The organism is Amycolatopsis sp. FDAARGOS 1241, assembly GCF_016889705.1.
GTDB lineage: Bacteria > Actinomycetota > Actinomycetes > Mycobacteriales > Pseudonocardiaceae > Amycolatopsis.
The window spans coordinates 6,626,040-6,650,764 of sequence record NZ_CP069526.1 but is presented as its reverse complement, the minus strand read 5'-3'; the positions used below and the strand labels follow the sequence as shown (position 1 = coordinate 6,650,764).

Genomic DNA, 24,725 nt, shown 5'->3' with positions numbered 1-24,725 from the left:
CGCGTGACTGACGTGCAAATCGGGCTGGCGGCTGCGCTGGAGCAGTTCTCGCCGCGTGAGTCGATCAGGCTGGCGAAGGCGGCCGAGGAGCGGGGTTTTTCGGGGCAGATGGCGGCGGATCACTTCCAGCCGTGGGTGCCGCAGCAGGGTGAGGCCTCGTTCGTGTGGAGCGTGCTGGCGTCGCTGGCCGAGAACACCACCGGTGACCTCGGGCCCGGGGTGACGTGCCCGTCGTTCCGGCTGCACCCGGCGATGGTCGCCCAGGCCGCCGCGACCCTGGAGGCCACGTACCCGGGCCGGACGTGGCTGGGGATCGGGTCGGGGGAGGCGCTCAACGAGCACATCATCGGCGGCTACTGGCCCGAGGCCCCGGAGCGGGTACGGCGGATGTTCGAGGCGCTGGAGGTGATCCGGAAGCTGTTCACCGGCAAGGACGTCAAGCACAACGGCGAGTTCTTCAAGCTGCACACCACGCGCCTGTGGACGTTGCCCGACACTCCGCCGCCGGTCTACATCGCCTCGGCCGGCCCCTACACCTCGCGCAAGACCGGGGAGCTGGCCGACGGGCTGATCACGCCGGGCGCCTCGATCGACAAGCTGGCCGGGATCGTGGAGAACTTCAACGCCGGGGCGAAGAAGGCCGGCAAGAACGGCGACGAGATGCCCAAGCTGCTGCAGGTGCACCTGTCCTGGGCCGAAGACGAGCAGGACGCGTGGGACAACGCGATGGACCAGTGGCCCAACGGGGGTATGAAGTTCCCCAAGGCCGACATCCGATCCCCGTTCGACTTCGCCCAGATGGCGAAACTGGTGCGGCGGGAGGACTTCGAGGGCCGCATGGTCATCTCCTCCGACCCCGACGTGCACCGCGCCTCGCTGCAGAAGTACATCGACGCCGGCTTCAACCGCATCTACATCCACAACGTCGGCCGCAACCAGGACCAGTTCCTCGACGTGTTCGGCTCTCAGGTGCTGCCGAAGCTCACCGCCTGAGCTGCTTCCGGGCAAGTGGGGTCCGCTCGCGCGGCCCTACTTGTCCAGCAGCAGGTGCACGGACAGCTCCAGCCGGTGCGCGACGTCGGCGGCCGAGGCGCGGCGGGTGACCCACGCGACGAGGTTCGACATCCACACGTCGGCGACCACGTGGAAGATGTCGCGATCGGACTCCGTGGGTTCGGCGATGCCCATGGCCTGCGCGAACATGTCCTCCATCAGCCGCCCGACGAGTTCGACCTCGGCGGCGGCCGACGTGTCGGCGAACATGAACGCGCGCACCATCGCCTCGGTGAGGTGCGGGTCGCGCTGCATGAGGCGCGTGTTGCGGCCCAGCACGAACATCAGGCGTTCCGCGGGCGTCTCACCGGGGATCGGCGCGCGTTCCAGCTTCTCCTGCGCCCGCTCGAACTGCCGCGCCAGGCCGGATACGAGCAGGTGGATCTTCGACGGGAAGTAGCGGTACAGCGTGCCCAGCGCGACGTCGGCCTTCTCCGCGACCGCGCGCATCTGGACGGCGTCGTAGCCGCCCTTTGAGGCCAGCTGGAGCGTGGCGTCGATGATGCGGCGCCGGCGGTCGCGCTGGGCCGCCGACCCGAGCTCGTCGCCGATCGTGCCCAGTCCGGTGCGCGCCTTCGCCGCCGGAGCCTTCGCCTTGCCCGGCATGGGCCATCTCCCGTCTTGCGGAACTCGTTCCAGTTCTGCGTTAAGCGTACCGTCCCTGGCGAAACGTTGTACTACCGACCAGACTGGCCGGAATACTGAAACACGTTCTATGCCTGCGAGTAGTGTCCCGTGAGGTGGCCCGATGGCGGTCGCGCTCACCGGTGAACAGGCGGCGCCGGCCGCCGCGGTCCACGGCTGGGCGAAGAGCCACGACCCCATCGCGGCCGTGCGCGCGGCCGAGGACACCGCAGCCGCGGTGCCCGGCGCGTTCGCCGCCCTCGGCTTGCTCGGCGTTGTGTTGCCCTCTCGGCCGACGACGCCGGCGGCAGCGTCGCCGATCTGGCCGCGGGCCTCGCGGCGGCGGCTCACGCGCTGGTGCCCGGGTCCGCTGCTGAGCACGGCGCCGGCCGGGCTTCCGCTCGCGGATCACGGTGGTGCGCTGGTCGAGTCCATCGCCGGCGGCAGCACGCTCGTGGCCGTGCTCCTCGAGGCGCCGTGCGCGGATGGAGTCCTGCACGGTGAGACCGCGCCCTTGCGGGGGGCCGACGCGGCGGCGTGGCTCCTCGTCCCGGTGCCCGGCGGCCACGTGCTGCTGCCGCCCGGCGCGGCCGGCGTGCACGTGGAACCGTTGGCGCGCTTCGACTTCTCCCGTCAGCTCGCCCCCGTGCCGGTGCCCGACGTCCTGGAGCTGCCCGGCGTACGTGACCTCGCGGCCACGCTCGCCGTCGCGGAGGAGCCCGGGGTCGCGCGCTGGTGCCTGACCACCGCTGCCGAGAGCCCAGCGCTGCTGCCGGACGACCCGGCGTCGCACGAGTTCCTGCTCACCCGCTGCCTGTCGATCGCGGGTGTCACCACCCAAGTGTTGCTGTCGGCCGTGGCGGGAGCGGGTGCTCGGTTTGCCGCGCTGAACCGCCGGTGTGCCTTCGGCGCCGGGGCCGCCGTGCACCGGCGGTCGGGGCCGGTGGCGTTGGCGCATGGATTTGGCAGCTCCGTGGGAGAAGTCTTGAGAAGCCGGTGCCAGTGGAGCGCAGGGCTTGTTCGCCGCCGGGTGGTCGGTGCGGAGCGTTGCGCCTGCCGAGCGCGGCCGCCGCGCGCGAGTTGCTGCTCCGCTGTTGTCGGCTGTCGCGGAGTGGGTGCTTGGGCTGCCGCGCTGACCCGTTGGCGTGCGCGCCGGGGCCGCCGTGCACCGGCGGTCGGGGCCGGCGGCGTTGCCGCATCAAGTTCGCCGCTCTTTGTGAAAGGTTTCGAGGAGCCGATCTGGCTTGGGCGCAGGACCTGTTCGCCGCCCGGTGGTCGCGCCTGCCGAACGCGGCCGCCGCGCGCGAGTGCTGCTCTGCTGTTGTCGGCTGTCGCGGAGTGGGCGCTTGGGCTGCCGCGCTGACCGGTTGGCGTGCCTGCGCGCCGGGGCCGCGGTCACCAGCCGGTCGGGGCTGACGGCGGCATTGTCGCGTGGGCTGCGCAGCTCCCGTGTGAGAGGGCTTGGGGAGCCGGTGCCAGTGCAGCGCAGGACGTGTTCGCCGTCGGGTGGTCGGGGAGAAGCAATCCCGTTGCGTCTGCTCAGCGAGGACGCCTCGCGCGAGTTCCTCCTCACGTATCGTTCGCGGGCGGCACCACGCAGGTGCTGTTGCCGGCTGTCGCGGAGGGGGCGCTCGGCCGCCGCGCTGAGCCGGTTGTCGTACCCCTGGCCTACGGTGCTGGTCGTGGAGTTCGGCGCAGACACCCAGGCCACCTACCTCCCCTCGGATCCGCCGCGGGAGGGCGTGCTCGCGCTCTGGGGCGACGAGGTCGCGGGGGACACCGCGATCGAGCTCGTGCTGCCCGGCGGCGGGAAGTTCACGCGCACGAAGGTGTCGGCGCGGCTCGTGCCGCTCGCGCGGGCGATCCCTCGGCTGCTGGTGGTGCCCGACGACGTCAGCCCGGCCGTCGCCGCGTGGTCGGCCGCCGTGAACGCGGGGGTGAACCTCGTGGCGCGCGGCCGGTTGCGGCCCGCGCTCACGCCCGGTGGCGTCGGTTCGTGGCGCGTGGGCCCGCTCGACGCGGCCGACGAGGAACTGCTGCGGGGGCTGGCGTCGGCGCTGCCGCCGGAGGCACACGCGCTCCCGCTCTCGGGGGTGAAGCGCATCCGCCTGCATTCGCCGGAGTCGCTGGTGCGGGCGCTGTGGGACGCGGCTGCCGACGTGCTCGTGCGCAGCCCGGCCGCCTCCGTCGGGGCGGGCGGGCCGGCGTTCGCGGCGGCGGAGCCCACGCTGATCGGGCCGGACGGCGCGGCGTGGCTCACCGAGCTGGAAGCCCGTGGCCCGCACGGCGCGCAGCTGATCCTGCGGATCGAGGTCCGCGAGGAAGACCGGTTCGCCGGCGTGCTCGCCGTGCGGTCCGCGCTCGAGCCGAGCCTGGTCGTCGAAGCCGCGACGCTGTGGGAGGCGCCCGACGCAGTGCTGGAGCGGCTCGGCGACCAGGTGGAGACGCAACTGCTGCTCGGCCTGCGCCGCGGGGCGCGGGCGTGGCCGCCGCTCGGGCGGGTGCTCGCGGAGGCGGCGCCGACGGAGCTGCAGCTGACCGACGACGACGTCGTGGACCTGCTCGGCGACGGCGGCCGTGAGCTCGGGGGCGCGGGCATCGAAGTGCTGTGGCCCAAGGACCTCTTCGCCGGCGAGGTCCGCGCGAAGGCCGGCGCGACGCAGGCGCCGGCGAGCGAGGCGGGACCGGCTTTCCCGTTGACCGGACTGCTGGAGTTCCGCTGGCGCCTCTCGCTCGGCGGCGCCGAGCTGACCGACGACGAGGTGGCCGCGCTGGCCGAGGCCAAGCGTCCGCTGGTGCGCTTGCGCGGCCAGTGGGTGAAGCTCGACCCGGGCCTGCTCGCGCGGGTCCGGGCCCGGCGCGACCGCAAGCTCACGGGTGCCGAGGCGCTGGCCGCTGCGCTCACGGGCGAACTGGAGCTCGACGGGGAACGCGTCGAGTTCGCCGCGCAACCCGCGCTCGCCGGGCTGGTGGAGCGGCTGCGCTCGCGCGCGCCCGAACCGGTCGCGGCGCCCGCCGGTCTGGTGGCGACGCTGCGCCCGTACCAGCTCGCGGGCGTCGGCTGGCTCGCGACGATGACGGACCTGGGCCTCGGCGCGTGCCTGGCCGACGACATGGGCCTGGGCAAGACGATCCAGCTCATCGCGCTGCACCTGCACCGGCGCACGCTCGGGGCCGGGCCGACCCTCGTGGTCTGCCCGACCTCGCTGCTGGGCAACTGGGAGCGCGAATTCGCGAAGTTCGCGCCCGAAGTGCCCGTGCGCCGCTTCCACGGCGGCGGCCGGCACCTCGACGACCTGGCGCGCGACGAGGTCGTGCTCGCCACGTACGGCGTGGTGCGCCGCGACCGCGCGACGTTGTCCGAAGTGGACTGGGGACTCGTCGCCGCCGACGAGGCGCAGCACGTGAAGAACCCGTTGTCCGCCACCGCGAAGGAGCTGCGGAAGGTGCCGGCCACGGCGCGCGTGGCGCTCACCGGAACGCCGGTGGAAAACCGGCTCACGGAACTGTGGTCCCTGCTGGACTGGACGACCCCGGGCCTGCTCGGCCCGCTCGACCGGTTCCGCCGCACGGTCGCGCGGCCGATCGAACGCGACCGCGACAAGGCCGCCACCGAGCGCCTGGCGACCACCGTGCGCCCGTTTCTGTTGCGGCGCCGCAAAACCGACCCAGACATCGCGCCGGAGCTGCCGCGCAAGACCGAGACGGACCGGTTCGTCCCGCTCACCGCGGAGCAGACCACGTTGTACGAGGCTGTGGTGCGGGAGAACCTGGCGCAGATCCGCGAGGCCCAGGGTGTGCAGCGGCGCGGGCAGGTGCTGAAGCTGCTCACCGAGCTCAAGCAGATCTGCAACCACCCGGCCCAGTTCCTCAAGGAGGGCGGCGGGGTCCTCAGCGGACGGTCGGGCAAGCTCGCCGCGTTCGAGGAGCTGCTCGACGTGATCCTCGACGAGGGCGACAGCGTTCTGGTGTTCAGCCAGTACGTGCGGCTGTGCCGGCTGCTGGAGCGCCGGCTCACCGAGCGCGGGCTGCCCGTCGCGCTGCTCTCGGGTGAGGTCGGGCCGAAGCGGCGCGACGAGCTCGTGGCGTCGTTCCAGTCCGGTGAGGTGCCGGTGTTCCTGCTCTCGCTCAAGGCCGGCGGTGTCGGGCTCAACCTGACGCGGGCGACGCACGTGATCCACTACGACCGCTGGTGGAACCCGGCCGTGGAGGACCAGGCGACCGACCGTGCGTACCGGATCGGGCAGGACCGGCCCGTGCAGGTCCACCGGCTCATCGCCGAAGGCACGCTGGAGGAGCGGATCGCGGCCGTGCTGGAGTCGAAGCGCGGGCTCGCCGAGGCCGTAGTGGGCGCGGGCGAGGACTGGATCACGGAGCTGTCCGACGACGAACTCGCCGACCTCGTGCGGCTCGGCGGTGGGTGATGCCGCCCCGGCGGACGTTCGGCAACACGTGGTGGGGCCGGGCGTGGGTGGAGGCCTTGGAGCAGCGCGCGAGCGTCGACCCCAACCGGTTGCCGCGCGGGCGCACGTACGCCCGCAAGGGCACGGTGAGCGCGCTCGCGGTCGGCCCGGGTGAGCTGACGGCGCGTGTGCGGGGGAGCCGCCCGGAGCCCTACCGGGTGACGATCCGGATGCGCGAGTTCACGCCGGAGGAGTGGAGCCGGTTGCTCGACGTCATCGGCCGCCGGCTGGGCCACACCGCGGCGCTGCTCGACGGCGAACTGCCCGAGGAGCTGGCGGCCCAGGCCCGGGAGGCCGGTGCCGACCTGCTGCCCGGCCCGGGTGACCTGCGGCCGCGCTGCTCGTGCCCGGATTCGGCGAACCCGTGCAAGCACGTCGCCGCCGTGTACTACCTGGTCGCCGACGAGGTGGACGCCGACCCGTTCGTGCTGTTCAAGCTCCGCGGCCGCCCGCGCGACGAGGTCCTCGCCACGCTGCGCAGCCTGCGGACGCCGGACCGCCCGAAGCGCGCTCGCGTCCGTGACCCCGGGCTGACGCCGAAGAGCGCCTACTCGCGCCGCGTCACGGCGGTGCCCGCACTGCCGCCGGTGCCCGACGTCGCCGGGCCGCCGGCCGTCCTCGACCTCGATCCGCCGGCGAGCACGGGCTGGACGTCGGAGCGCCTGGTGGGTTTGGCCGCCGACGCAGCGGCGTGGGCGCGCGACCTGCTGGTGTCGGGCGGCGCCGCGGCGGAGCTGACGTTCGAGGAGGACCTCGCGCGCCGTGCCGCCGCGCGGCCGCCGGCCGAGCTGGCGGGGCTGGCCGCCGACGCCGGGCTCCCACTCGCGGACCTCACCGCGTGGGCCCAAGCCTGGGCCGAAGCCGGCCGCGGGGGCCTGTCGGCGTTGCGCGACACGTGGTCACCGGGACCGGGCCCGCTCGCGGACGCCCGCGCGTGCCTGGCGGAGTCGGGGTCCGCGGACACCGTGGCCGCGTGGCGCAATCGGGTCACCCAAGGACCCCTGCAACTGCGTTACGGACGCGACCACCGGTGGTACCGCTTCGTGCGCGCGGGCTCGGCCTGGCGGCTGGACGGGCCGCCGTCGGCGCAGCCGCTCGACGTCGCCTATCCGCCGGAGTGATCCGGCTCGTCACCGGTGCCGCGCAGCTCGACGCAGCACCCGCCGTGGCGCGGGGGCACGAGCACGGCGTCGACGTTCGGCACTTCCAGGCCGGCGAGGATGCCGGTGAGGAACGCCTTGTTGATGCCGCACACCAGCTCGGGCTGCTTGCCGCCGAGCGGGTGGAAGGGGCAGTTGCGCAACCGCACGCGCGCGGGCGTCTCGCGACTCGGCTCGAAGCCGTGGCGGGCGAGGACGGTTTCGGTGAGCGTGAGGCCGCGTTCGGTGCCCAGGCGGCCCGGGCGCAGGTTCTCGCGTTCGGCGGCGCCGAGGTCCTCGCCGTGCGAGGCGGCGACGCGCAGAGCGGTCTCGCGGGCCGGTTCGCCTTCGGTCTCGGACGCGACGGCGTCGAGCAGGATGTCGGCGAGCACGGCGTGGCGGCGCGGCGGGATGCTGACGGCGAAGTCGGTTTCGGCGGGCTCATACACCTTCGGCGTGCGGCCCACCTTGCGGATCCCCCCGACGGCCTCGTACCGCGCGCGCAGCAGACCGGCGGCCACGAGTTTGTCGAGGTGGAACGCGGCGAGCTTGCGCGAGATGCCGACCGACGCGGCCGCCTCGTCGCGCGTGACGGGGCGGCCCGCGGCGCGGATGAACGTGTACATCCCGCGACGCAGGTCCTCCTCCAGCGCGGCCACGGCCTTGATGGCGGACGTGGCGGGCTCAGTCGTCACGTCCCCACGATAACGCCCATGAGGTTGTCCACAAGCAGCAACCTGTGGTGTTGACCTGCTCACCTTGACCAGCGCGCGGAATAAGACCAATATTCATGTGCGAAAACTCGTCGAACCCCGAGGTGTCCCCATGCGCTCCGGCTCTGCTCTCCGCGTCGTCCACGAACCCGATCCCGGCATCGACCTGGACGCCGCCACGCGCGCCGCGGGCGACTTCCTGACGGCACTGGGCATCGCCCTGGACTCCGAAAGCCTGCAGGGCACCCCCGCGCGCATGGCTCGCGCGTACGCCGAGCTGTTCACCCCACGCGCGTTCGACCTCACCACGTTCCCCAACGACGAGGGTTACGACGAGCTCGTGCTCGCCCGCGACATCCCGGTGCGGTCGGTGTGCGAGCATCACCTGCTGCCGTTCACCGGGGTCGCGCACGTCGGCTACCTGCCCGGCGAACGTATCCTCGGGCTGTCGAAGCTCGCCCGCGTCGTCGAGCACTTCGCGTGCCGGCCGCAGGTGCAGGAGCGGCTCACGAAGCAGGTCGCCGGCTGGCTCGCCGAGCAGCTGAGCCCCAAAGGTGTCGGTGTGGTGATCGAGGCCGAGCACACGTGCATGACGCTGCGTGGCGTGCAGGCCACCGGGTCGAGCACGGTGACCTCGACACTGCTGGGCACCTTGCGGGAGGATGCACGTTCCCGCCAGGAGTTCTTCGCACTGACCGGTGTGAACGCATAGCGGAGGTGTTCCCCTTGCCAGAGCAGGGTTTTGTCATCGTCGGCGCGGGCCTGGCCGGCGCCAAGGCCGCGGAGGCGCTGCGCGGAGGCGGATTCGCCGGGCGCGTGACGCTCATCGGCGACGAACCCGACCGCCCCTACGAGCGGCCGCCGTTGTCCAAGGAGTTCCTCGCCGGCAAGGCCGAGCGTGACAGCGTGTTCGTCCACGACCCGGGCTGGTACGCCGAGCACGACGTCGACCTGCGGCTCGGCGTGACGGCGACCGAGCTCGACCGGGCCGGGAAGCTCGTGCGCCTCGACGGCGGTGAGACGGTGGGCTACGACAAGCTGCTGTTGGCCACCGGGTCGAGCCCGCGCCGCCTGCCGATCCCGGGGTCCGACGCCCAGGGCGTGCACTACCTGCGCCGCCTCGCCGACTCGGTCCGGCTGAAGGAGACGCTGACGGCCGGCTCGCGCCTGGCCGTGATCGGCGCCGGCTGGATCGGCCTGGAGGTCGCCGCGGCCGCGCGTGAAGCCGGTGCCGAGGTGACCGTGCTCGAGGTGGCCGACCTGCCGCTGCTGAACGTGCTCGGTCGCGAAGTCGCCACCGTCTTCGCCGACCTGCACCGCGCCCGCGGCGTGGACCTGCGGCTGGGCGTGACGGTCGACGAGATCACCACCGAGGGCGGCAAGGCCACCGGCGTCCGCCTGGACGACGGCACGGTGGTCCGGGCCGACGCGGTGCTGGTCGCCGTCGGTGCCGCGCCCAACGTGGGCCTTGCGCAGGCAGCGGGGCTGGCCGTCGACAACGGCGTGGTGGTGGACGCTTCGCTGCGGTCCTCCGACCCCGACGTCTTCGCGGCCGGCGACGTCGCGTCCGCGCTGCACCCGCTGTTCGGCGAGCACCTGCGCGTGGAGCACTGGGCCAACGCCCTCAACCAGCCCGCCGTCGCGGCCGCCGTCATGGCCGGCCAGGACGCGACGTACGACGAGCTGCCGTACTTCTTCACCGACCAGTACGACCTGGGCATGGAGTACCACGGCCACGTGATCCCGGGTGGCTACGATCGCGTCGTGTTCCGCGGCGACGTCGAAGCCCGGGAATTCATCGCGTTCTGGCTCCTCGGCGGCCGCGTGCTGGCGGGCATGAACGTGAACGTCTGGGACGTCGGCGAGCAGCTCAAGGCCCTGATCCGCGCGGAAGGCCCGATCGACGCAGACCGCCTGGCCGATCCCGACGCGCCGCTGGAGCCCTGAGTCACCGATCCGCGGCGGCCCACGTGCGGTAGGTGTGGTCGAGGAACCGCTCCACACCCCGGACCACGTGGGCGCTGCGGATCGACGGGAACACATCGAACGCGTGCTGCGCGCCGGCGAGTTCCGCGTACGCGACGGGCTGCTTCGACACCGCGCGCAGCCGCTGCACGAATTCGCGTGCTTCCCCGACCGGCACCAGCGAATCGTTGCGGCCGTGGATGACGAAGAACGGCGGAGCGTCGCCGGAGACGCGGTCCAGCGGCGACGCGGCGAGGTAGTCGTCGAGGAACCGCACCGGGTCCCGGTCGGGGGAGAAGACGCGGCGGGCCAGCAGGCTTTCCAGCCGGTACCGGCTCTCCTCCGCGCCGCTGGTGGCGGCGATGTCGTACACGCCGTAGTGCGGCACACAGGCTTGCACGCTCGTGTCCGCCTCGCCGAAGCCCGGCTGCAGCGCCGGGTCGTTCTGGCTCAGCGCGAGCAGGGCGGCGAGGTGCCCACCCGCCGAGCCGCCGGTCACCGCGACGAACCCCGGGTCGCCGCCGTAGGAGGCGATGTGCTCGCGGATCCACGCCAGCGCGCGCTTCGCCGCGACGACGTGCGCGGGCCAGCGGTTCGCGGGCGCCAGCGGGTAGTTGATGGCGACGCACACCCAGCCGCGGCGGGCGAGGTGGCGCATGAGGGGCTGGCCCTGCTGGTCCTTGGTGCCGATCGTCCACGCGCCACCGTGGATCTGCAGCAGCACCGGCGCGCCGGTCACCGGTTTCGCGGGCCGGAAGACGTCGAGCAGGAACCGCTTGCCGCCCACGGCGTACGGGATGTTCCGCTCGCGCACCACCTCCGGGTCGCGCGTGCGGAAGGGCAGCGCCAGCTGGCCCCACGGCGTCGCCAGGTCCTTCGGGCTCGGCGGGTGCGCCAGCCGCTGCGAGTACTCCGGGCCGAGTGCCTCGGTCAGCGCCGACTCGACCTCGCCGCGCGCCTTCTGCGCCGTCGAGATCAGTGAACCCAGCCCGGCGGCCGACAGCGCGGCCAGCGCGAGCCCGGTCTTAGTGCTGCGTGATCGCAGGCGGTGGCGCGCGACGTGCTGCACCGTGTCGGCCGCGGCGAGCGCGAGCAGCTGCGGGGCCAGCTCGTCGGTGAGCCACGCGGCGAAGAACACGGGGATCGACGAAAAACGGTGGCGTGGCGGGCGCAGCGCGACGGCGGTGAGCCCGAGCTGCACTGCCCGCCGGGTCGGGAAGGCGGGTTTCACCTGCTCGATGCTACCGCCAGGCACCGCCGGGGCGCCGGTTCTGGCCTACGCTGGCGGCATGCAGCGACTGAGCGGGCTGGACGCGAGTTTCCTCTACCTGGAGACCCCGGCGCAGGTCTTGCACGTCTGCGGCCTGCTCACGCTCGACGGTTCCACGATCCCCGGCGGCTACTCGTTCGCCGAGCTCAAGCGCCGCCTCGCGGAACGCGTCGCGCTGATCCCGGAATTCCGCCGCAAACTGCACAATCCACTCTGGAATCTCAGCCACCCCGTGTGGGTCGAGGACGAGGACTTCGACCTCGACAACCACGTGCACCGCATCGGCGTGCCAACGCCGGGTGACGATCGCGAACTCGCCGAGCTGTGCGCCCACATCGCGGGCCAGCGGCTCGACCGCTCGCACCCGCTGTGGCAGTTCTACGTGATCGAAGGCCTGCGGGGCGGTGGCATCGCGGTGCTCATCAAGATGCACCACGCGAGCATCGACGGGGTCGGCGGCGCCAGCTTGATCACCCACCTCGCCGGCCTCGAGCCCGACGCGCCGTTGCCCGAGATTCCGCTGGACCAACGGCGCAACAGCGGCCTGCCCACGCGCGTCGAGATCCTCCGCGAAAGCCTGCTCGGCCTTTCGCAACGTCCGTTCGAGCTCGCGCGCTTGCTGCCCGAGCTGGTGGAGCTCGTGCCGCGCTGGCTGGGCAAAGCGGTGCGCGGCAAAGGGATGCCGGTGCCGTTCACCGCGCCGCGCACGTCGCTCAACGGCACCATCACCGGGCACCGTTCGGTCGCGTATGCGCAGGTCGACCTCGCGGACGTCAAGCGCGTCAAGAACGCCTTCGGGGTCACCGTGAACGACGTGGTGCTGGCCCTCGTCTCCGGCGCCCTGCGGCAGTTCCTGCTCGGCCGCGGCGAGCTGCCGGAAGACCCGCTGGTGGCGACGGTGCCGGTGTCCGTGCACGAGCGCACCGAACGCGACCAGGGCAGCAACAAGGTGTCGGCGTTCTTCGCGTCGCTGCCCACGCACCTGCAAGACCCTGCCGCCCGCGTGTTCTTCCTGGCCGAGGCCAACCGCCTGTCCAAGGACCACCACTACGACATCGACGCCGACATGCTCGCCGATTGGGCCCAGTTCTCCCCGGCGACGGCCTTCGGCCTCGGCGTGCGCGCGTACTCGGCGCTGCGGCTGGCCGAGCGCCACCCGGTCGTGCACAACCTGATCATCTCCAACGTGCCCGGCCCGCAGGTGCCGCTCTACCTGCTCGGCGCGCGTGTCAAGGGCCTGTACCCCCTGGGCCCGGTCTTCCACGGCGCCGGGCTCAACATCACGGTCTTCTCCTACCACGGCAAGGTCGGCGTCGGACTGCTGGGCGCCAAGGAACTCGTGAAGGACCTGTGGCCGCTCGCGGACTCGCTGCCGGAAGCGATGACCGAACTGCTGAAGGCGATGCCCGCCTAGGTCTTGCGCGGCCGTTTCGCCGGTCGCGCCTGGGTCTTCTTCTTGGCCACGTACGGGATGTCGGCGAACTTCAGCGTTGCCTGGAGGCCGCGAACGGCACGGTCGAGGCGCAGCAACGCGACTTGCGACAGCGTGAACAGTTCGTCGACGTTCCAGGCGCGTCCCGCCGCGGCCAGTACGACGGTGTCCGGCGCCCCGGTGAGCACTCGGCCACTGTCCAGAGTGGACACCTTGTCGGCCAGCTGGGCCAGCGCTTGCGGTTCGTCGTGCAGAGCTTCGGCGGACACGAGCGTCTGCGTGTACAGGTGGCTGGCGGCGGTGGCCCGGCCGAGCCACTTCACGTGGATCAGCTCGTCGCGCGGGCCCAGCAGATCGCACAGCTCGAAGCGCGGGTGCAGCGGGGTGCTCGCCGTGTCGCGGTCGAGGCAGACGTAGCCGTCGAGGGTGGCGACCTGGCGGCAGTAGCGGTGCTCGTCGTCGGGGTCGCCGGTGGGTTTCCACGTGAGCTCTGGCCACGCGTACTTGCGGGACAACAGGTTCGCGACCTGCGCGCGCATCTGCTCCACGTACGTCTCGCCGATGCGGTACCAGCGGCCCTGGTGGAACACGTAGCGGGTGTGGCCGATCGTCGTCTCGAACACGAGCCAGCGCGCGACCTGCACGGGCGAGCCGGTCTCCTCCTCGCCGGCCTCGTCGGCGCAGGTGACCACGCGACCGGCGCGCAGGGCCTTCACCCGCTTGTCGGCGGGCAGCTGCGCGAGTCGGCCGGTCAGGTGGTCGAGCTCCAGCCGCGGCTCCACGTGCAGCGGGCCGCCGGGGCCCAGCCCGGTGATGCGGAACGAACCGGCGTTCTCCGCCTGTTCGACGGTGGTGGCGGGCCACGCGAGGCCCAAAGTTGCCTCGGTGTCGCCGCCGAGCGCATCGGCGAGCCGCCCTTCGAGCGCCGGCACCAGCCGGTGGTGGCGGTCGAGCGGGCGCGTCTGCGCGATGAACCGCAGGGCCGAATCGGCGTCCGGTTCGTCGACCACCGCGCCGACGGCGTCGAGGTCCGCGAGGAACGCCTGCGGATCCTTCGCGAGCGGCGCCCACAGGGAGTTGCCGACGCGGATCCGGTAGCGCTTGCCCGTCACGCGTCCGTACGTGAGATCGCCCAGGTCCGCCGAGCCCGCGAGCCGGTTCACGAGGTCGCCGTAGGGTTCGAGGCGGAACGCGGAAAGCTCGCCGCCGCCGGGGATCGAGATCTGCGTGGCGCGCGCCGACACGTCGAGCGCGGCGCTCGCCACCAGGCCCAGGTCGTACGGGTCGAGCCGGCGGATCCCGAACAGCAGTCCGAAACCCTGTTCCACGTACTCGTCGTTGAGCACCAGGTGCCCGGCGCCCCACGACACCGCGTATGTCCACGGTGGACGCGGCACGAGCAGCACGGCGAACGGCAGCGTCGACGACAGCGCGAGATCGTTGGCCGTCAAGGCACTCGCGTGCGGGAGCCACTGCGGTTGCTCGGTGTGGAACGCGCCCGCGACGAGCCGCGCGCGGGTGCCCGAGAGGTCGACCGTCGTGTCGGTGCTGACCTGTCCGGGTTTGAGCGCCACGAGCAGGTCGGGCTCGGCGCCGGTGCGGTCGAGGCGGAAGAGGGAGACGGGCCGGCTGGGTGCGGACGGGGCAGGCATGACCACCACCGGGAACGGAAAAGTGCGAACGTCCGACCAGAATGCCCTTTTTTCGCGTCGGCTCGGTTAATCACGGAGAGCGAACGTGGTGCGGAATGGTGAAGTTCACCTTAAGCGGGGTTCCCTGTCCCGTTCGGTCACGCAATGATATCGTGCTGGAGCGCCCGGAGGGGACTTCGACCGGGCGAGTCGCCGAAGTGGTTACTCCAGCTCAGAAGTACAACTGGTAATCTTGCGGTGTCGTATTACCTCCCCCTGAATGTCCATTTCGATAATTCGCCAACCTAACTCGAACGGCCCCGTTACCGAGCGTTCTCCTGGGCTGACCGGGTCTGTTTCGCCGCATTTTCGTCACGCATCGTGACGGCGAACATGAGCGGACGTTCGGGCGAATAGGCCGCCCGGGTCCGCGACGCGTCGCGGGCGGGTTCGCGCTGCGGCCTGTACACGTCTACGCTTGCGTAGTCGTTTTCCGGTCGGCCCGTCCCGAAGGCAGCATGATGACAGTCCCGATGTTCGCGCACGGCGACCGTCTCACCCGTCGGGACCTGGAGACGATCTCGGATGAACGCCGTCGGTACGAATTGGTGGACGGGACGCTTCTGGTGAGCCCGTCCCCGCGCCCGCTGCACCAGAGGGTGGTCGCGCGCCTGCTCGCGGCGCTCACCCCGGTTTGTCCTGCGGACTGCGAGGTGCTCCCGGCACCCGTCGACGTGGTGCTCGACGAGTTCACCGTGATGATCCCCGACGTGGTGGTCGGCCGGCGCGAGACCTTCACCGAACGGGCCCTGGTCGGGGTGCCCGTGCTCGCCGTGGAGGTCGTCTCCCCGTCCAGCCGCTACATCGACCGCCACCTCAAACCCGCCCGGCTCGCCGCGGCAGGTTGTCCGTACTACTGGGTCATCGAACCCGGCGAGCCGACGCTGTCGTGCTACCGCCTCGACGGTGGCGAGTACGTGCTCGACGGTGAGGCCACCGGCGAGGAAACGGTGCGCCTCGAGGTGCCCTACCGTCTCGACCTCCGCCCGGCGGACCTGGTCTCGACCTACTGACCCTTACGCCGACTCGGGTTCTTCGCCTTCGCCTTCGTCTTCGGCGCACCTGCGGCCGGCTGCCTGGTCGGCGATCGCCGCGTGCACCGACGTGGTGGCCGCCATCAGTGCGGGCACGAACTGGTTCGCCGCGAGCACGCACGCCGTGTGGCCGGCGGGGATCTCGTAGGTCGCCGCGTCCGCGATGCGCCGGGCCAGCGATCGCTGGTGCGCGGGCGCGATGAACCCGTCGCGGCTCGTCACGACGACGGACGTCGGCAGGCGCAGGGTGTGCAGCCACGGTGCGGAGTCGAACCGGCCGATCTCGTCGAGCGCGACGGCGATGGCCCACGGGCTCGTGGACCGGAACTCGGCGAGCGCCCAGCGGTGGTCTTCCAGGCGCGCGAGGCGCTCACGCCGCGGTTCGCCCGGCACGAAGCCGATCTTGGCCTGGTCCCGCATGATCTGCAGCGTGCGCCCGAACAGGTCGAGCGCCACCTTCTGGCGGATGCCGCGGCGGAAGTAGCTCGCCGTGGAGCACAGCACGAGCCCGCTCACGCGGTCGCGCTCGTGGTAGGCGACGAGCTGGCCGACCATGCCCCCCATCGAGTAGCCCCCGATCAGGAAGCGGTCGATGCCGAGCGCGTCGGCGACCGCGACGACGTCCCCGGCGCAGTCCCGCAGCGAGAACTCGTGCGAGCGGATGCCCTGGCCGTGCCAGCGCTGGTCGAACACGACCACGCGGTAGTGCTCGGCCAGCCGGTCGAGCACCGGGTACCAGGTCAGCAGCCCGGTGCAGGCCACGGAGTGCAGCAGGATGATCGCCGGCGCCTGGCGCGGCCCGACGTCGACGACCACGGTCTGGCCACGCCCGGGCAGCGAGAGCGGCACGGGGTCCGGCACGCCGGCGGTGGACGGGATCGTCGCGAGCCGCCTGGTGGCTTGCCAGCCGAGGTCGCTCAGCGCGTCTTTGAGAACCTGTTCCGCACCCACGTCGACTCGGCGCTCCTTCTCGTTCGACGGCCTCTTCCGCTTCTGGAGTACCCGGTTGCCGAAGCATCCGAGGGTTACCGAGCCCGTCCCTTCCGACTGAGAAACTAGAACGTGTTCCATTTTTGCCGGCGATCCGGAGGGAGGGAGCGGCGTGGACTTCACCCCAGACGATACGCAGATGGAGATCGCTGCGCTGACCGCGTGGGTCCTGGGCAACGCCGCGGATCCCGGTGGAACCTGGCGCGCTGGCCGACGCCGGCCTGCCCGCCCTCGCCCTGCCCTCGGACTTCGGGGTGACGGGCTGGGCGTGGCGGAGGTCGCGGCAGTGCTGACGGAGGTGGGCCGCGCGGCCGCCGCCGGGCCGGTGTATGCGGTGCTGGCGCTGGGTGTGCTGCCCGTCGAAGCGCTCGGCACGCCGAGACAGCGCGCAGCGCCGCTGCCGCCCGTCGTGGCCGACGAGTTGCTCACGGCGGCGCAGCACGAACCCTCCGCGCCGCTCACGAGCGTGCCGGACACGGCCGGCTCGGCCGCCGACGGTGTGTGGCAGCTCACCGGCATGAAGACGGGGTGCCGTACGCGGCCGAAGCCACCCGGGGTCCTCACGCCGACCGCTCTGCCGGGCGGCATCGCCGTGGCGCTCGTGGACCCGCACGCCGACGGCGTGGAACTCGTGCGCAAGCACAGCTTCGCCGGCGCACCGGAATACACCATGCGCCTCGATCGCGTGCGCATCACCGACACCGACACCGAGCTCCTGCGATCGCGCGCGGTCACGCCGTTGCCACGCTGCACCGCTTCGCCGTCGCGGGCGCGCTCGCGCTTGGCCGGGCTGCTGGCCGGCGCGCTTGCCGCGACTTCGCACCACGTGGGGGAGCGCACGCAGTTCGGCCGCCCGCTGGCCTCGTTCCAGGCGGTGGCGCAGCAGATCGCCGACAGCTACGTGGCGGCGCGAATCGTGTACCTGGCCGCGACGTCGGGCCGTGTGGCGGCCGTCGGCCGGGCTGGACGCCGACACGGAGCTCGGCATCGCCGCCTACTGGCTCACCGACCAGGCGCTGCCCGCGCATCTGACCTGCCACCTGCACGGCGGCCTGGGCGCCGACCGTGACCAGCCGCTGCACTGGTACTGGTCGGCGGTGAGCCTCGGCCGGGCGCTCGGCGTTGCCGGCCACCGGCCGGGCGAGGCGCTGATCCGGTCGATCCGGATCAGGCTCGGGGTGCCGTGCAACGCGGGCGACACGCTCATGTTCACCGGCCGGGTCGTCGGGCACGACGGCGGCGACATGGAAGTCGCCGTGTCCGCCGCGGGCAGACTCGGCGAGCACGTGACGGGCACCGTCGCGCTCACTCTGCCTGGGGGTGCGTCGTGACGCTCGCCGAGGCGGCGGCGATCGCCGGGATCGGGGCCACCGAGTTCTCGATGGCGTCGGGCCGCAGCGAGCCGCAGCTGGTGGCAGAGTGCGTGACGCACGCGCTGGCCGACGCTGGACTGTCGGCGTCCGATGTGGACGGACTGGTGTCGTTCATGATGGACGGCACCGCGAAGATCGCGCTCGCCCGCGAGCTCGGTATTGCGGAGCTGGCGTTCTTCAGCCGCATCCGCTGCGGCGGTGCCGCGACCGTGGAGCAGGCGGCGATGGCCGTCGCCACGGGGATTGCCGACGTGGTGGTGGCGTACCAGGCCTTCAACGAACGGTCCGGACAGCGCTTCGTCCGCGTGCAGCCCGCCGCGGCGGCGCAGGTGAACTCGTCCGGGCTGGACAACGCGTTCCACTACCCGATGGGCATCGCGACGCCGGCGGCGACGGTCCCGATGGTGGCGCGGCGCTGCCTGCACGAATACGGCGCCACCAGGGAGGGCTTCGGCCGCATCGCCGTTGTCGACCGCGCGCACGCCGCAACGAACCCGGCGGCGTGGTTCCACGGCCGGCCCATCACCGTGGCCGAGCACCAGGCGTCTCGGTGGGTCGCCGAACTGCTGCACCTGCTCGACTGCTGCCGGGAAAGCGACGGCGGGGCGGCGCTGGTCGTCACGAGCGTCGACGCGCCCGCGCCCTGCGGCACCCGGCTGCCGTCGTCGCCGCGGCCGCGGAGATGGGTGTGATGGGCCGGCAGCTGTGGACGCCAATCGGGACGCCGGGCAGTCCGATGTGGACGTCGCGGTGCTCTACGGCCACATCATGCCCTACGTGCTCATGCGGCTGGAAGAGCTAGGCTTCTGCGGCCGGGGCGAGGCCAAGGACTTCACCGCGGGCGACACGCTGATCCTGGAAGGTGCGCTGCCGCTGAACCTGACCGGCGCCGGCTCGGTGAGGCCTATCTCCACGGCATGAACGGCATCGCCGAAGCGGTCCGCACAGGTGCGTGGTACGGCGGTGAACCAGGTGGCGGGCGTGGAGACCGTGGTGGTGACCGCGGGCACCGGCGTCCGACCAGTGGACTGGTCTTGACTCGTCACTGAGCGCTATTCATACCCTGGTCCCGTACCGTAGCGCGATTCGCCGCCGTAACTCTTGTGGGCCAACGGGTTTCACCTCTTTGCTGGCTGGTGCTCACCCGCCGTGGAGTGCCACGGTGGACACGAGATCGGCGACAGAGCGTGAAACCTGGAGTGAGGCCATGTCCCGACCCCTGTCGGCGGGCTCGCCGTGAGCGGGCCGCAGCTGCTCGCGTGGCTGCTCACCGCGGTTTTCGCGCTGCTCGCGCTGCCGTGCGTGCTGCGACTGGTGCGGCTCGACTACGCGCGGCTGGGCCACGGCCTGCGCCACGCCGACCTCGCCGAGCTGCTGCTCGTGGTCGCCATGGTGGCGATGCTCTCGCCCGTCGGCGGTCCGATCCCCGCGGCGGGCTGGCAGGCGGTGTTCGTGCTCACCGCGGCCTGGTTCGGGTTCGCCTGGTGGCGCGGCCGCGGTCAGGCGCACACCGCGAGCTGCGGGCACCACGCGCTCTCGGCCGTGGCGATGCTGTACATGGTGACCGCGATGCCCCACGGCGGTATGGCGCACGGACCGTGGCTCACGATGTCCACAATGGAGACCAGGCTCGCGCTGCCGCTGCTCGCGGTGGTGGGCGCCGGCTACTTCCTCGTCGACGCCGCGTGGTCGGGAGTGGCCGCCGTGCGCACGCGCGCGGTGGCCACTCCCGGGTTGACCTCGCGCACGGTGTGCCGCGCGGTGATGGGTGCGGGTATGGGGTACGTGCTGCTGGCCGCGGTGTGACTGTCTGTCGCCGAGCTCAGCCGATGCGGCGGACCTCGCCGGCGGGCGGGAGAGTGCCCAGAACGGGTAGCCGCGCCGCGGGGTGTTCGTCGACCCACTTGCGGGCCGCGGCGACATCGCGGTCGAGCGCCGCGATCAGCTCCTCGCCGGAGCCGTACTTCTCCTGGTCGCGCAGGTGCTCACCGAGCCAGACGGTGAGCGTCTCGCCGTACAGGTCGCCCTTGAAGTCGAGCAGGTGCGCTTCGACGAGCCGGTAGCCGTCGGCGCCGTAGTACGTCGGGCGGCGCCCGACCGACACGGCGGCGGCCACGTGCGTGCCGTCGGCGCGCTCGGCCCAGCCGGCCCAGACGCCGTCGCCGACCTGCCCGCTCTGGTCGCGCAGCGCGATGTTCGCCGTCGGGAAGCCCAGCTCGCGGCCGCGCTTGTCCCCCGGCTCCACCGGGCCGCGAACCACGAAGTACGTGCCGCCGTGTTCGTCCGCCATCCGCCGTCCCGTCCCTGTCCTGGTGCCGTTCCCCGACACCGTAATACTGGCGGGCCGGTCAGCGGGGTACGAGCACTGTGTCGGACAGCACAGGGGCATCGTCCCGATCGGCCGCCGTCGTGGTCGGCAGGAGGCGGTTGTCCTCGCGCCAGACGCGCGTGCGCAGGCGCTCACCGCGGAAAACGACGCCGGCGAACTTCATCCCGAATGAGCGGATCCGGGCCGGGTCGCCGTCGAGGAACGCGTCCGTCAGCGCTTTGGCGACCACGCCGTAGGTGCACGGGCCGTGCAGGATGGGCCGATCGAACCCGGCGACTCGCGCGAACGCGGGGTCGGCGTTCAGCGGGTTGAGGTCGCCGCACAGGCGATACAACAGCGCCTGCTGCGGCAGCGTCGGGATGGTCAGCACGGCGTCGGGTTCGCGGTCCGGGGACACGACCTCCTGCGAGGGCACGCGTTCGCCGCCGAACCCGCCTTCGCCGCGCGCGGAGATGCCGGATCGGGCCGTCCACAGTCGATTCCCGTCGGCGTATGTCACCGTGGTCTCCTCCACGAGCACAGCGGCCTTGCCCTTGTCGAACACGCCAGTGGTGCGCGTGTGCGCCAGGGCTTCACCGTGCGCCAGGATCGGCCGGTGCAGCTCGATCTCCTGCGTGCCGTGCAGAACCTTGGCGAGGTCGACGTCCACGCCGGGAACTTCCCTGCTCGACTCGGCGCGATTCCGCGCCGTGCTGGGGCACTTCTGCACCGGCGTCACCATCGTCACAGGGCACGACGACGGAGCACCGGCCGGCTTCGCGTGCCAGTCGTTTGCTGCCCTGTCTCTCGATCCTCCGCTCGTCCTCTTCTACGTCTCGCGCGCCTAGTGCACCTGGCCGGTGCTCGCGGCCACGGGCCGCTTCGCGGTCTACGTCCTCGCCGAGCACCAGCGCGACGTCAGCGCCGTCTTCGGCGCCCGCGGCACCGACAAGTTCGCCACGGTCACCTGGCGGTCGGTCCCTTCAGGCGGACCGCTCATCGGCGGTGCACTCACCTGGCTGGACTGCACCCTCGAGACCGTCCACCCAGCCGGCGACCACCACGTCGTCATCGGCCCGCGTGACCGCCCTCGGCGACATCCCGGACGTCCGCCGCTGCTGTTCCACCGCGGCCACTACACCTGCAACGAACCGGCCCGGACGTGCTCAGGGCACTCATGTCTGGCCCCGCCCCCAAAACTGGCTGTAGGTCACTTCCACCGGAAGTGCACGAACACCCGGCCGAAATTGTCTTTGTCCTTCTCCACTCGGTGGTACAGCGCTTTGATCTCCTTCCTCTCCAAGAACCTCAACACGTGCTTCTTCAATTGCCCGGATCCCTTCCCCGGAATGATCTCCACCAGCGGCGCCTTCTTCGCCACGGCTTCGTCGATCACCGCCCGCAACGCGCGGTCGATCTCGCCGCCGCGGTTGTAGATGTCGTGCAGGTCGAGCTTCAGCTTCATGCTCTTCACCCTGCCACCTGGTACCGGTTCTTGAGTACTCCTCGCCCGCGGTCACGCCGCGGAGATTCTCGGCTACCCGGTCGACGCCCCGCGGAGGATCTTGTCGGCGCGGGTCCACAACAGTGACCCACCGTGCCCGGCCCCGGTTTCCCGTTGCACAGCGAGAATGCGAGCCACCAACCGAGAGTCGTGGTCACGATGGTGACCGGAACCCCAGGCGTCGTACAGGATTCGCACCCGACAGGCGATCACGCCAAGGTCGAACGGCCAACTGCATACCGGGCATGAGTGCACGTCCGTTGGATGACTCAAATCCGGTACCAGGCTCATCATCCATGCCGCGTCGGACGCCGATAGCACCTGCTTGGCGGCTTCAGGATCGCCACTGCGCCCGCGCCACCACTTCAGCATGCCCAGTCTGCAACTCCTCCTTTCCTCACGCACCACTTCATCGGCCCAGTCGTCATCCGTCTCGCCACACCACCTCTCCGAGGCGTTCAGGTTCTTCGATCAGCACTCGTCCATCATGCCCAGAAAGATCAGCACGGGGCATCGATTCGAACACATGTTCGCACGATCGAGCGGAGAATGCGTCAGACAGTTGACCGGTCACGAAGGGTGTCTGGGTGAGCAGATCGGAGAAACCGTCCCGGCAGGTGGCTGTGGACGGGCAGATCCAGGTCTGTTGGTGGTGTTGTACTCGGAGCCCTTCTGCCAGATCCGCAACTGCACCGTCGCCTTCGCCAACACCAGCTTCAGCTCCTTGCACTCATCGCGAAGCCGCCGTCCCGTCTCCGACAGGCCAGCGTCACATCGACTCCGTCCCTTCGCCGACCGCGCGGCCCTGACAGCGACACATCGCGTGTCGGTGTCGAGGTTCGCAGCACCGGCCGGGATCCCGGAACGGGCCTACTGTCGGCGGCTCGCCCCGCATCGCGCCGGCAGTCCCGTGAAGGGGCCGTGGGCGTCCCCGGAGGTCGACCAGGTCGAAGCTGCCGCAGCGAAGTACGCGGCGGGCTGGCCGGTGTGGCGGCACCGCAAGATCGCCGCGATGACACGCGTTGACGGGCACCAGGTGTCCACCTCGACCGTGGAGCGGGTGCGGGCTGCTGCCGTCCGGGTTCCGCGTCGACCGCAGGTCCCGGTCGTGCCTACGCGCGTGTTCCGCGACCCGCCACGGGAGCGGAACCGGGGTTGGCAAAGGGATTTCTCCGAGTTCGAGACCGCCCGTGGTGGGAGCCGGCAGATCTGCGTGGTCATCGACTACGCCACCAAGTACTACCTCGCGGCTACCGTCACCCGACGTCTCGCGGTGCCGACGCGCGTTCCTGCCTACTTCGCGCCGTCGGCGAGGCCAAACGGGTCCTAGACCTCGGCGACCTCCGCGCTGACCATGGGAGACGGACGTCGTCGGCGCCGAGGACTTCGTCATCGGCCAGGTGGCAGCACCGGTCGCAGTGGTCACCGACATTCAAGCTTGGTGGAGTCCTTCGGAGGCTCGCTTGGCACGGCCGGCCTTGTGAGAATCCGGGGGTGCCGGCGCCCGCTTGCCACCGCTGCTTGACCGATTGGGGCTTTTGTGCCTCTTGCCTGTTGATCGTGGGGCAAGCGGGATCATCGCCGGGTGGCGCGTCCTATTAGGAACCCGGTGACCACGACGTTGAGCGTGGATCCCTGTTAGCGAATGTCTGGAACGTGCGCCACCCGCAACCGATGATCACGCTGGTCAACGCAGTCATCGTGGATGGGAGAGGCAGAACATTGCGGGTTTCGCTGGGGATTGACGTGGCATGTCGGGCAGCGCACCAGGCCAGCCTGGCCGACGAACGCGGCACCATCCTGTGGTCAGGCCGGAAGTTCCGCACCACGGTGACGGATCTGGACCGCCTGTGGGCCATGCTGCCCGCCGACGCGTCCACGATCACCGTGATCATGGAGCCAACGCGGAACGCCTGGGTGCCGCTGGCCGCATGGTTTCGCCGCCACGGCGCGACCGTGGTGATGGTGCCCCCGGAACAGTCGGCGGACCTGCGCGCTTACTACGCCAAACACACCAAGTCCGACCGGCTGGACTCCAAGATCCTGGCTCGACTTCCGCTGTTGCACCCCGACGGCCTGCACGCGGCTGCGGGGCTTGGCCCGGGAGAGCCTCTGCGCCGCGCGGTCAAGTTGCGTTCCAATCTGGTCAAACGCCGCACCAGCGTGCTGGCCAGGCTCGACGCGCTGCTGGAGATCCTGAGCCCCGCCTGGCACGCCGCGCTGGGTGCTGACCTGGCCAACAAGACTCCGTTGCAGTTCCTGGCCCACTACGCCGACCCACACCAGGTCCTCCGGCTGGGCCGGGCGCGACTGGGCCGGTTTCTCCACCGACACTCCCGCGGAGCCTGGGGCGAGGACCAGGCCGACCGCCTCATCGCTGCTGCCCGCGAGACCTTCGCACTCTGGACCGAAGATGGACTGGAGTTCTCCGATCTTGCCGAGGACATCGCCATCGAGGCCCGGCTGGCCCTGCGCCTGAACGAGGAGATCAAAGACCTCGACGACCGCATCGCGGTCCTGCTGGCCAAAGCCGACCCGACCGGAATCCTGCGCTCGGTTCCCGGAGTCGGTCATGTCCTGGCCGCGCAAATCCTCGGTCGCTTGGGAGACCCCTCCCGGTTCGCCTCGCTGGCCGCCGTCCGCTCCTACTCCGGGCTGGTCCCTGACCTGGACTCCTCCGGCCAGTCCAGCCGCCACGGCGCCCCGACCAAATCCGGTGACGCGTGCCTGCGCGAAGCGCTATTCATGGCCGCCAACACCGCCCGACGCACTGATCCCAGCCTTGCCGCCAAATATCACCGGCTGATGACCACTGCGGGCAAGCATCACAACTCCGCGCTCTGCCACATCGCGACCACGCTGCTGACCCGGATCGCTGCCTGCTGGCGTCGAGGCGAGCGCTACCAACTCACCGGCCCTGACGGCCGCCCCATCACCATCCCGGACGCCCGCCGGCTGGTCATCCAGCACTACACCGTTCCCGCCGAGCTGCGTGCCGCCCGACGCGCGGTCCACCAGCAGCAAAGGACGGGCCGACGAATCAAGGAGTCGCACAGCGCTCCGGCGAACGGCCCGTCCATCAACCACTCTACGACTCAACTCACCGCTTGACATCCGTTAGGAACTCAACGGCCCTTGCTTCCGCGGCGGAACCTTCGCCGAGGCG

The 24,725-nt window shown here is 71.3% G+C and carries 19 protein-coding genes and 3 pseudogenes; 14 read left to right on the top strand and 8 right to left on the bottom strand.

The genetic code is table 11. From position 1 onward, the window contains the following. Window positions 1-3 precede the first annotated feature (3 nt). A complete protein-coding gene (locus I6J71_RS32505; protein WP_204090336.1) occupies window positions 4-993 on the top strand; it encodes a TIGR03557 family F420-dependent LLM class oxidoreductase in 990 nt (329 codons plus the stop codon). Window positions 994-1,029: 36 nt separating this feature from the next. On the opposite strand, the gene kstR is transcribed toward I6J71_RS32505, so the two are convergent. Next, window positions 1,030-1,659: a cholesterol catabolism transcriptional regulator KstR gene (gene kstR, locus I6J71_RS32500; RefSeq protein WP_204090335.1), complete on the bottom strand. Its 630-nt coding sequence runs from the start codon at window positions 1,657-1,659 to the stop codon at window positions 1,030-1,032. A gap of 142 nt (window positions 1,660-1,801) precedes the next feature. Between kstR and I6J71_RS32495 the strand changes: the two genes are divergently transcribed. The 3 genes from I6J71_RS32495 (at window position 1,802) to I6J71_RS32485 (ending at window position 7,261) form a co-directional block, all read left to right on the top strand. Further along, complete coding sequence (locus I6J71_RS32495) at window positions 1,802-3,040, top strand: hypothetical protein (RefSeq protein ID WP_204090334.1); 1,239 nt, start codon at window positions 1,802-1,804, stop codon at window positions 3,038-3,040. 319 nt (window positions 3,041-3,359) lie between these two features. Then, a complete protein-coding gene (locus I6J71_RS32490) occupies window positions 3,360-6,101 on the top strand; it encodes a DEAD/DEAH box helicase (RefSeq protein WP_370542002.1) in 2,742 nt (913 codons plus the stop codon). Next, window positions 6,101-7,261, top strand: coding sequence for an SWIM zinc finger family protein (locus I6J71_RS32485; protein WP_204090332.1), 1,161 nt, complete (start codon window positions 6,101-6,103; stop codon window positions 7,259-7,261). Before I6J71_RS32490 ends, I6J71_RS32485 begins: the two co-directional genes overlap by 1 nt. Here the strand turns inward: I6J71_RS32485 and I6J71_RS32480 are convergent. After that, complete coding sequence (locus I6J71_RS32480; RefSeq protein WP_239155500.1) at window positions 7,246-7,905, bottom strand: metalloregulator ArsR/SmtB family transcription factor; 660 nt, start codon at window positions 7,903-7,905, stop codon at window positions 7,246-7,248. The genes I6J71_RS32485 and I6J71_RS32480 overlap by 16 nt on opposite strands. A 199-nt stretch (window positions 7,906-8,104) precedes the next feature. On the opposite strand from I6J71_RS32480, the gene folE reads away from it, so the two are divergent. Both folE and I6J71_RS32470 read left to right on the top strand, forming a co-directional pair. Continuing rightward, complete coding sequence (gene folE, locus I6J71_RS32475) at window positions 8,105-8,704, top strand: GTP cyclohydrolase I FolE (RefSeq protein ID WP_204090330.1); 600 nt, start codon at window positions 8,105-8,107, stop codon at window positions 8,702-8,704. Window positions 8,705-8,718: 14 nt separating this feature from the next. Next, complete coding sequence (locus I6J71_RS32470) at window positions 8,719-9,939, top strand: NAD(P)/FAD-dependent oxidoreductase (RefSeq protein WP_204090329.1); 1,221 nt, start codon at window positions 8,719-8,721, stop codon at window positions 9,937-9,939. Between the two features lies 1 nt (window position 9,940). On the opposite strand, the gene I6J71_RS32465 is transcribed toward I6J71_RS32470, so the two are convergent. Further along, on the bottom strand, window positions 9,941-11,188 hold the full coding sequence (locus I6J71_RS32465; protein ID WP_204090328.1) for an alpha/beta hydrolase: 1,248 nt from the start codon (window positions 11,186-11,188) through the stop codon (window positions 9,941-9,943). 58 nt (window positions 11,189-11,246) lie between these two features. Here I6J71_RS32465 and I6J71_RS32460 point away from each other — a divergent pair, with 58 nt between their 5' ends. Continuing rightward, window positions 11,247-12,641 carry a wax ester/triacylglycerol synthase family O-acyltransferase gene (locus I6J71_RS32460; RefSeq protein WP_204090327.1) on the top strand — a complete coding sequence of 465 codons (1,395 nt, stop codon included), beginning with the start codon at window positions 11,247-11,249 and terminating at the stop codon, window positions 12,639-12,641. Here the strand turns inward: I6J71_RS32460 and I6J71_RS32455 are convergent. After that, window positions 12,638-14,311 carry a TIGR04141 family sporadically distributed protein gene (locus I6J71_RS32455; protein ID WP_204090326.1) on the bottom strand — a complete coding sequence of 558 codons (1,674 nt, stop codon included), beginning with the start codon at window positions 14,309-14,311 and terminating at the stop codon, window positions 12,638-12,640. The genes I6J71_RS32460 and I6J71_RS32455 overlap by 4 nt on opposite strands. Window positions 14,312-14,823: 512 nt before the next feature. Here I6J71_RS32455 and I6J71_RS32450 point away from each other — a divergent pair. Next, window positions 14,824-15,363, top strand: a complete 540-nt coding sequence (locus tag I6J71_RS32450; protein ID WP_204097345.1) for a Uma2 family endonuclease — start codon at window positions 14,824-14,826, stop codon at window positions 15,361-15,363. Window positions 15,364-15,366: 3 nt separating this feature from the next. Here the strand turns inward: I6J71_RS32450 and I6J71_RS32445 are convergent, their stop codons facing one another. Further along, window positions 15,367-16,335 (bottom strand): alpha/beta fold hydrolase, encoded by a 969-nt coding sequence (locus tag I6J71_RS32445; RefSeq protein WP_239154053.1) that lies wholly within the window; start codon window positions 16,333-16,335, stop codon window positions 15,367-15,369. Between the two features lie 325 nt (window positions 16,336-16,660). Between I6J71_RS32445 and I6J71_RS49190 the strand changes: the two genes are divergently transcribed. The 4 genes and pseudogenes from I6J71_RS49190 to I6J71_RS32430 all read left to right on the top strand — a co-directional run bounded on the left by I6J71_RS49190 (window position 16,661) and on the right by I6J71_RS32430 (window position 19,553). After that, entirely contained in the window at window positions 16,661-17,443 is a 783-nt protein-coding gene (locus I6J71_RS49190) for an acyl-CoA dehydrogenase family protein (protein ID WP_239154052.1), read from the top strand. 28 nt (window positions 17,444-17,471) lie between these two features. Further along, window positions 17,472-17,705: a hypothetical protein gene (locus I6J71_RS49185; RefSeq protein ID WP_239154051.1), complete on the top strand. Its 234-nt coding sequence runs from the start codon at window positions 17,472-17,474 to the stop codon at window positions 17,703-17,705. Continuing rightward, window positions 17,702-18,796: pseudogene (locus I6J71_RS32435) on the top strand (lipid-transfer protein). The gene I6J71_RS49185 and the pseudogene I6J71_RS32435 overlap by 4 nt, the downstream one beginning before the upstream one ends. Before the next feature lie 187 nt (window positions 18,797-18,983). Further along, a complete protein-coding gene (locus tag I6J71_RS32430) occupies window positions 18,984-19,553 on the top strand; it encodes a DUF5134 domain-containing protein (protein WP_204090324.1) in 570 nt (189 codons plus the stop codon). 16 nt (window positions 19,554-19,569) lie between these two features. Here the strand turns inward: I6J71_RS32430 and I6J71_RS32425 are convergent, their stop codons facing one another. Both I6J71_RS32425 and I6J71_RS32420 read right to left on the bottom strand, forming a co-directional pair. Next, window positions 19,570-20,037, bottom strand: coding sequence for a riboflavin kinase (locus I6J71_RS32425; protein WP_204090323.1), 468 nt, complete (start codon window positions 20,035-20,037; stop codon window positions 19,570-19,572). Between the two features lie 58 nt (window positions 20,038-20,095). Beyond that, window positions 20,096-20,731: pseudogene (locus tag I6J71_RS32420) on the bottom strand (MaoC family dehydratase); the annotation flags it as partial. On the opposite strand from I6J71_RS32420, the pseudogene I6J71_RS32415 reads away from it, so the two are divergent. Then, window positions 20,625-21,137: pseudogene (locus I6J71_RS32415) on the top strand (flavin reductase family protein); the annotation flags it as partial. The pseudogenes I6J71_RS32420 and I6J71_RS32415 sit on opposite strands and share 107 nt — an antisense overlap. 128 nt (window positions 21,138-21,265) lie before the next feature. Here I6J71_RS32415 and I6J71_RS32410 read toward each other — a convergent pair. Then, window positions 21,266-21,520 (bottom strand): Smr/MutS family protein, encoded by a 255-nt coding sequence (locus tag I6J71_RS32410; protein ID WP_204090321.1) that lies wholly within the window; start codon window positions 21,518-21,520, stop codon window positions 21,266-21,268. A 1,713-nt stretch (window positions 21,521-23,233) separates the two neighbouring features. Between I6J71_RS32410 and I6J71_RS32405 the strand changes: the two genes are divergently transcribed. Then, window positions 23,234-24,670, top strand: a complete 1,437-nt coding sequence (locus I6J71_RS32405) for an IS110 family transposase (RefSeq protein WP_239154050.1) — start codon at window positions 23,234-23,236, stop codon at window positions 24,668-24,670. Window positions 24,671-24,725: the final 55 nt, after the last annotated feature.

What these genes read in the sequence shown, in the direction of transcription:
- I6J71_RS32480 (WP_239155500.1), bottom strand. Translation starts at nt 7,905, where the DNA reads ATGTACACGTTCATCCGCGCCGCGGGCCGCCCCGTCACGCGCGACGAG.
- I6J71_RS32460 (WP_204090327.1), top strand. Translation starts at nt 11,247, where the DNA reads ATGCAGCGACTGAGCGGGCTGGACGCGAGTTTCCTCTACCTGGAGACC.
- kstR (WP_204090335.1), bottom strand. Translation starts at nt 1,659, where the DNA reads ATGCCGGGCAAGGCGAAGGCTCCGGCGGCGAAGGCGCGCACCGGACTG.
- I6J71_RS32405 (WP_239154050.1), top strand. Translation starts at nt 23,234, where the DNA reads ATGATCACGCTGGTCAACGCAGTCATCGTGGATGGGAGAGGCAGAACA.
- folE (WP_204090330.1), top strand. Translation starts at nt 8,105, where the DNA reads ATGCGCTCCGGCTCTGCTCTCCGCGTCGTCCACGAACCCGATCCCGGC.
- I6J71_RS32425 (WP_204090323.1), bottom strand. Translation starts at nt 20,037, where the DNA reads ATGGCGGACGAACACGGCGGCACGTACTTCGTGGTTCGCGGCCCGGTG.
- I6J71_RS32410 (WP_204090321.1), bottom strand. Translation starts at nt 21,520, where the DNA reads ATGAAGCTGAAGCTCGACCTGCACGACATCTACAACCGCGGCGGCGAG.
- I6J71_RS32455 (WP_204090326.1), bottom strand. Translation starts at nt 14,311, where the DNA reads ATGCCTGCCCCGTCCGCACCCAGCCGGCCCGTCTCCCTCTTCCGCCTC.
- I6J71_RS32485 (WP_204090332.1), top strand. Translation starts at nt 6,101, where the DNA reads ATGCCGCCCCGGCGGACGTTCGGCAACACGTGGTGGGGCCGGGCGTGG.
- I6J71_RS32495 (WP_204090334.1), top strand. Translation starts at nt 1,802, where the DNA reads ATGGCGGTCGCGCTCACCGGTGAACAGGCGGCGCCGGCCGCCGCGGTC.
- I6J71_RS32450 (WP_204097345.1), top strand. Translation starts at nt 14,824, where the DNA reads ATGTTCGCGCACGGCGACCGTCTCACCCGTCGGGACCTGGAGACGATC.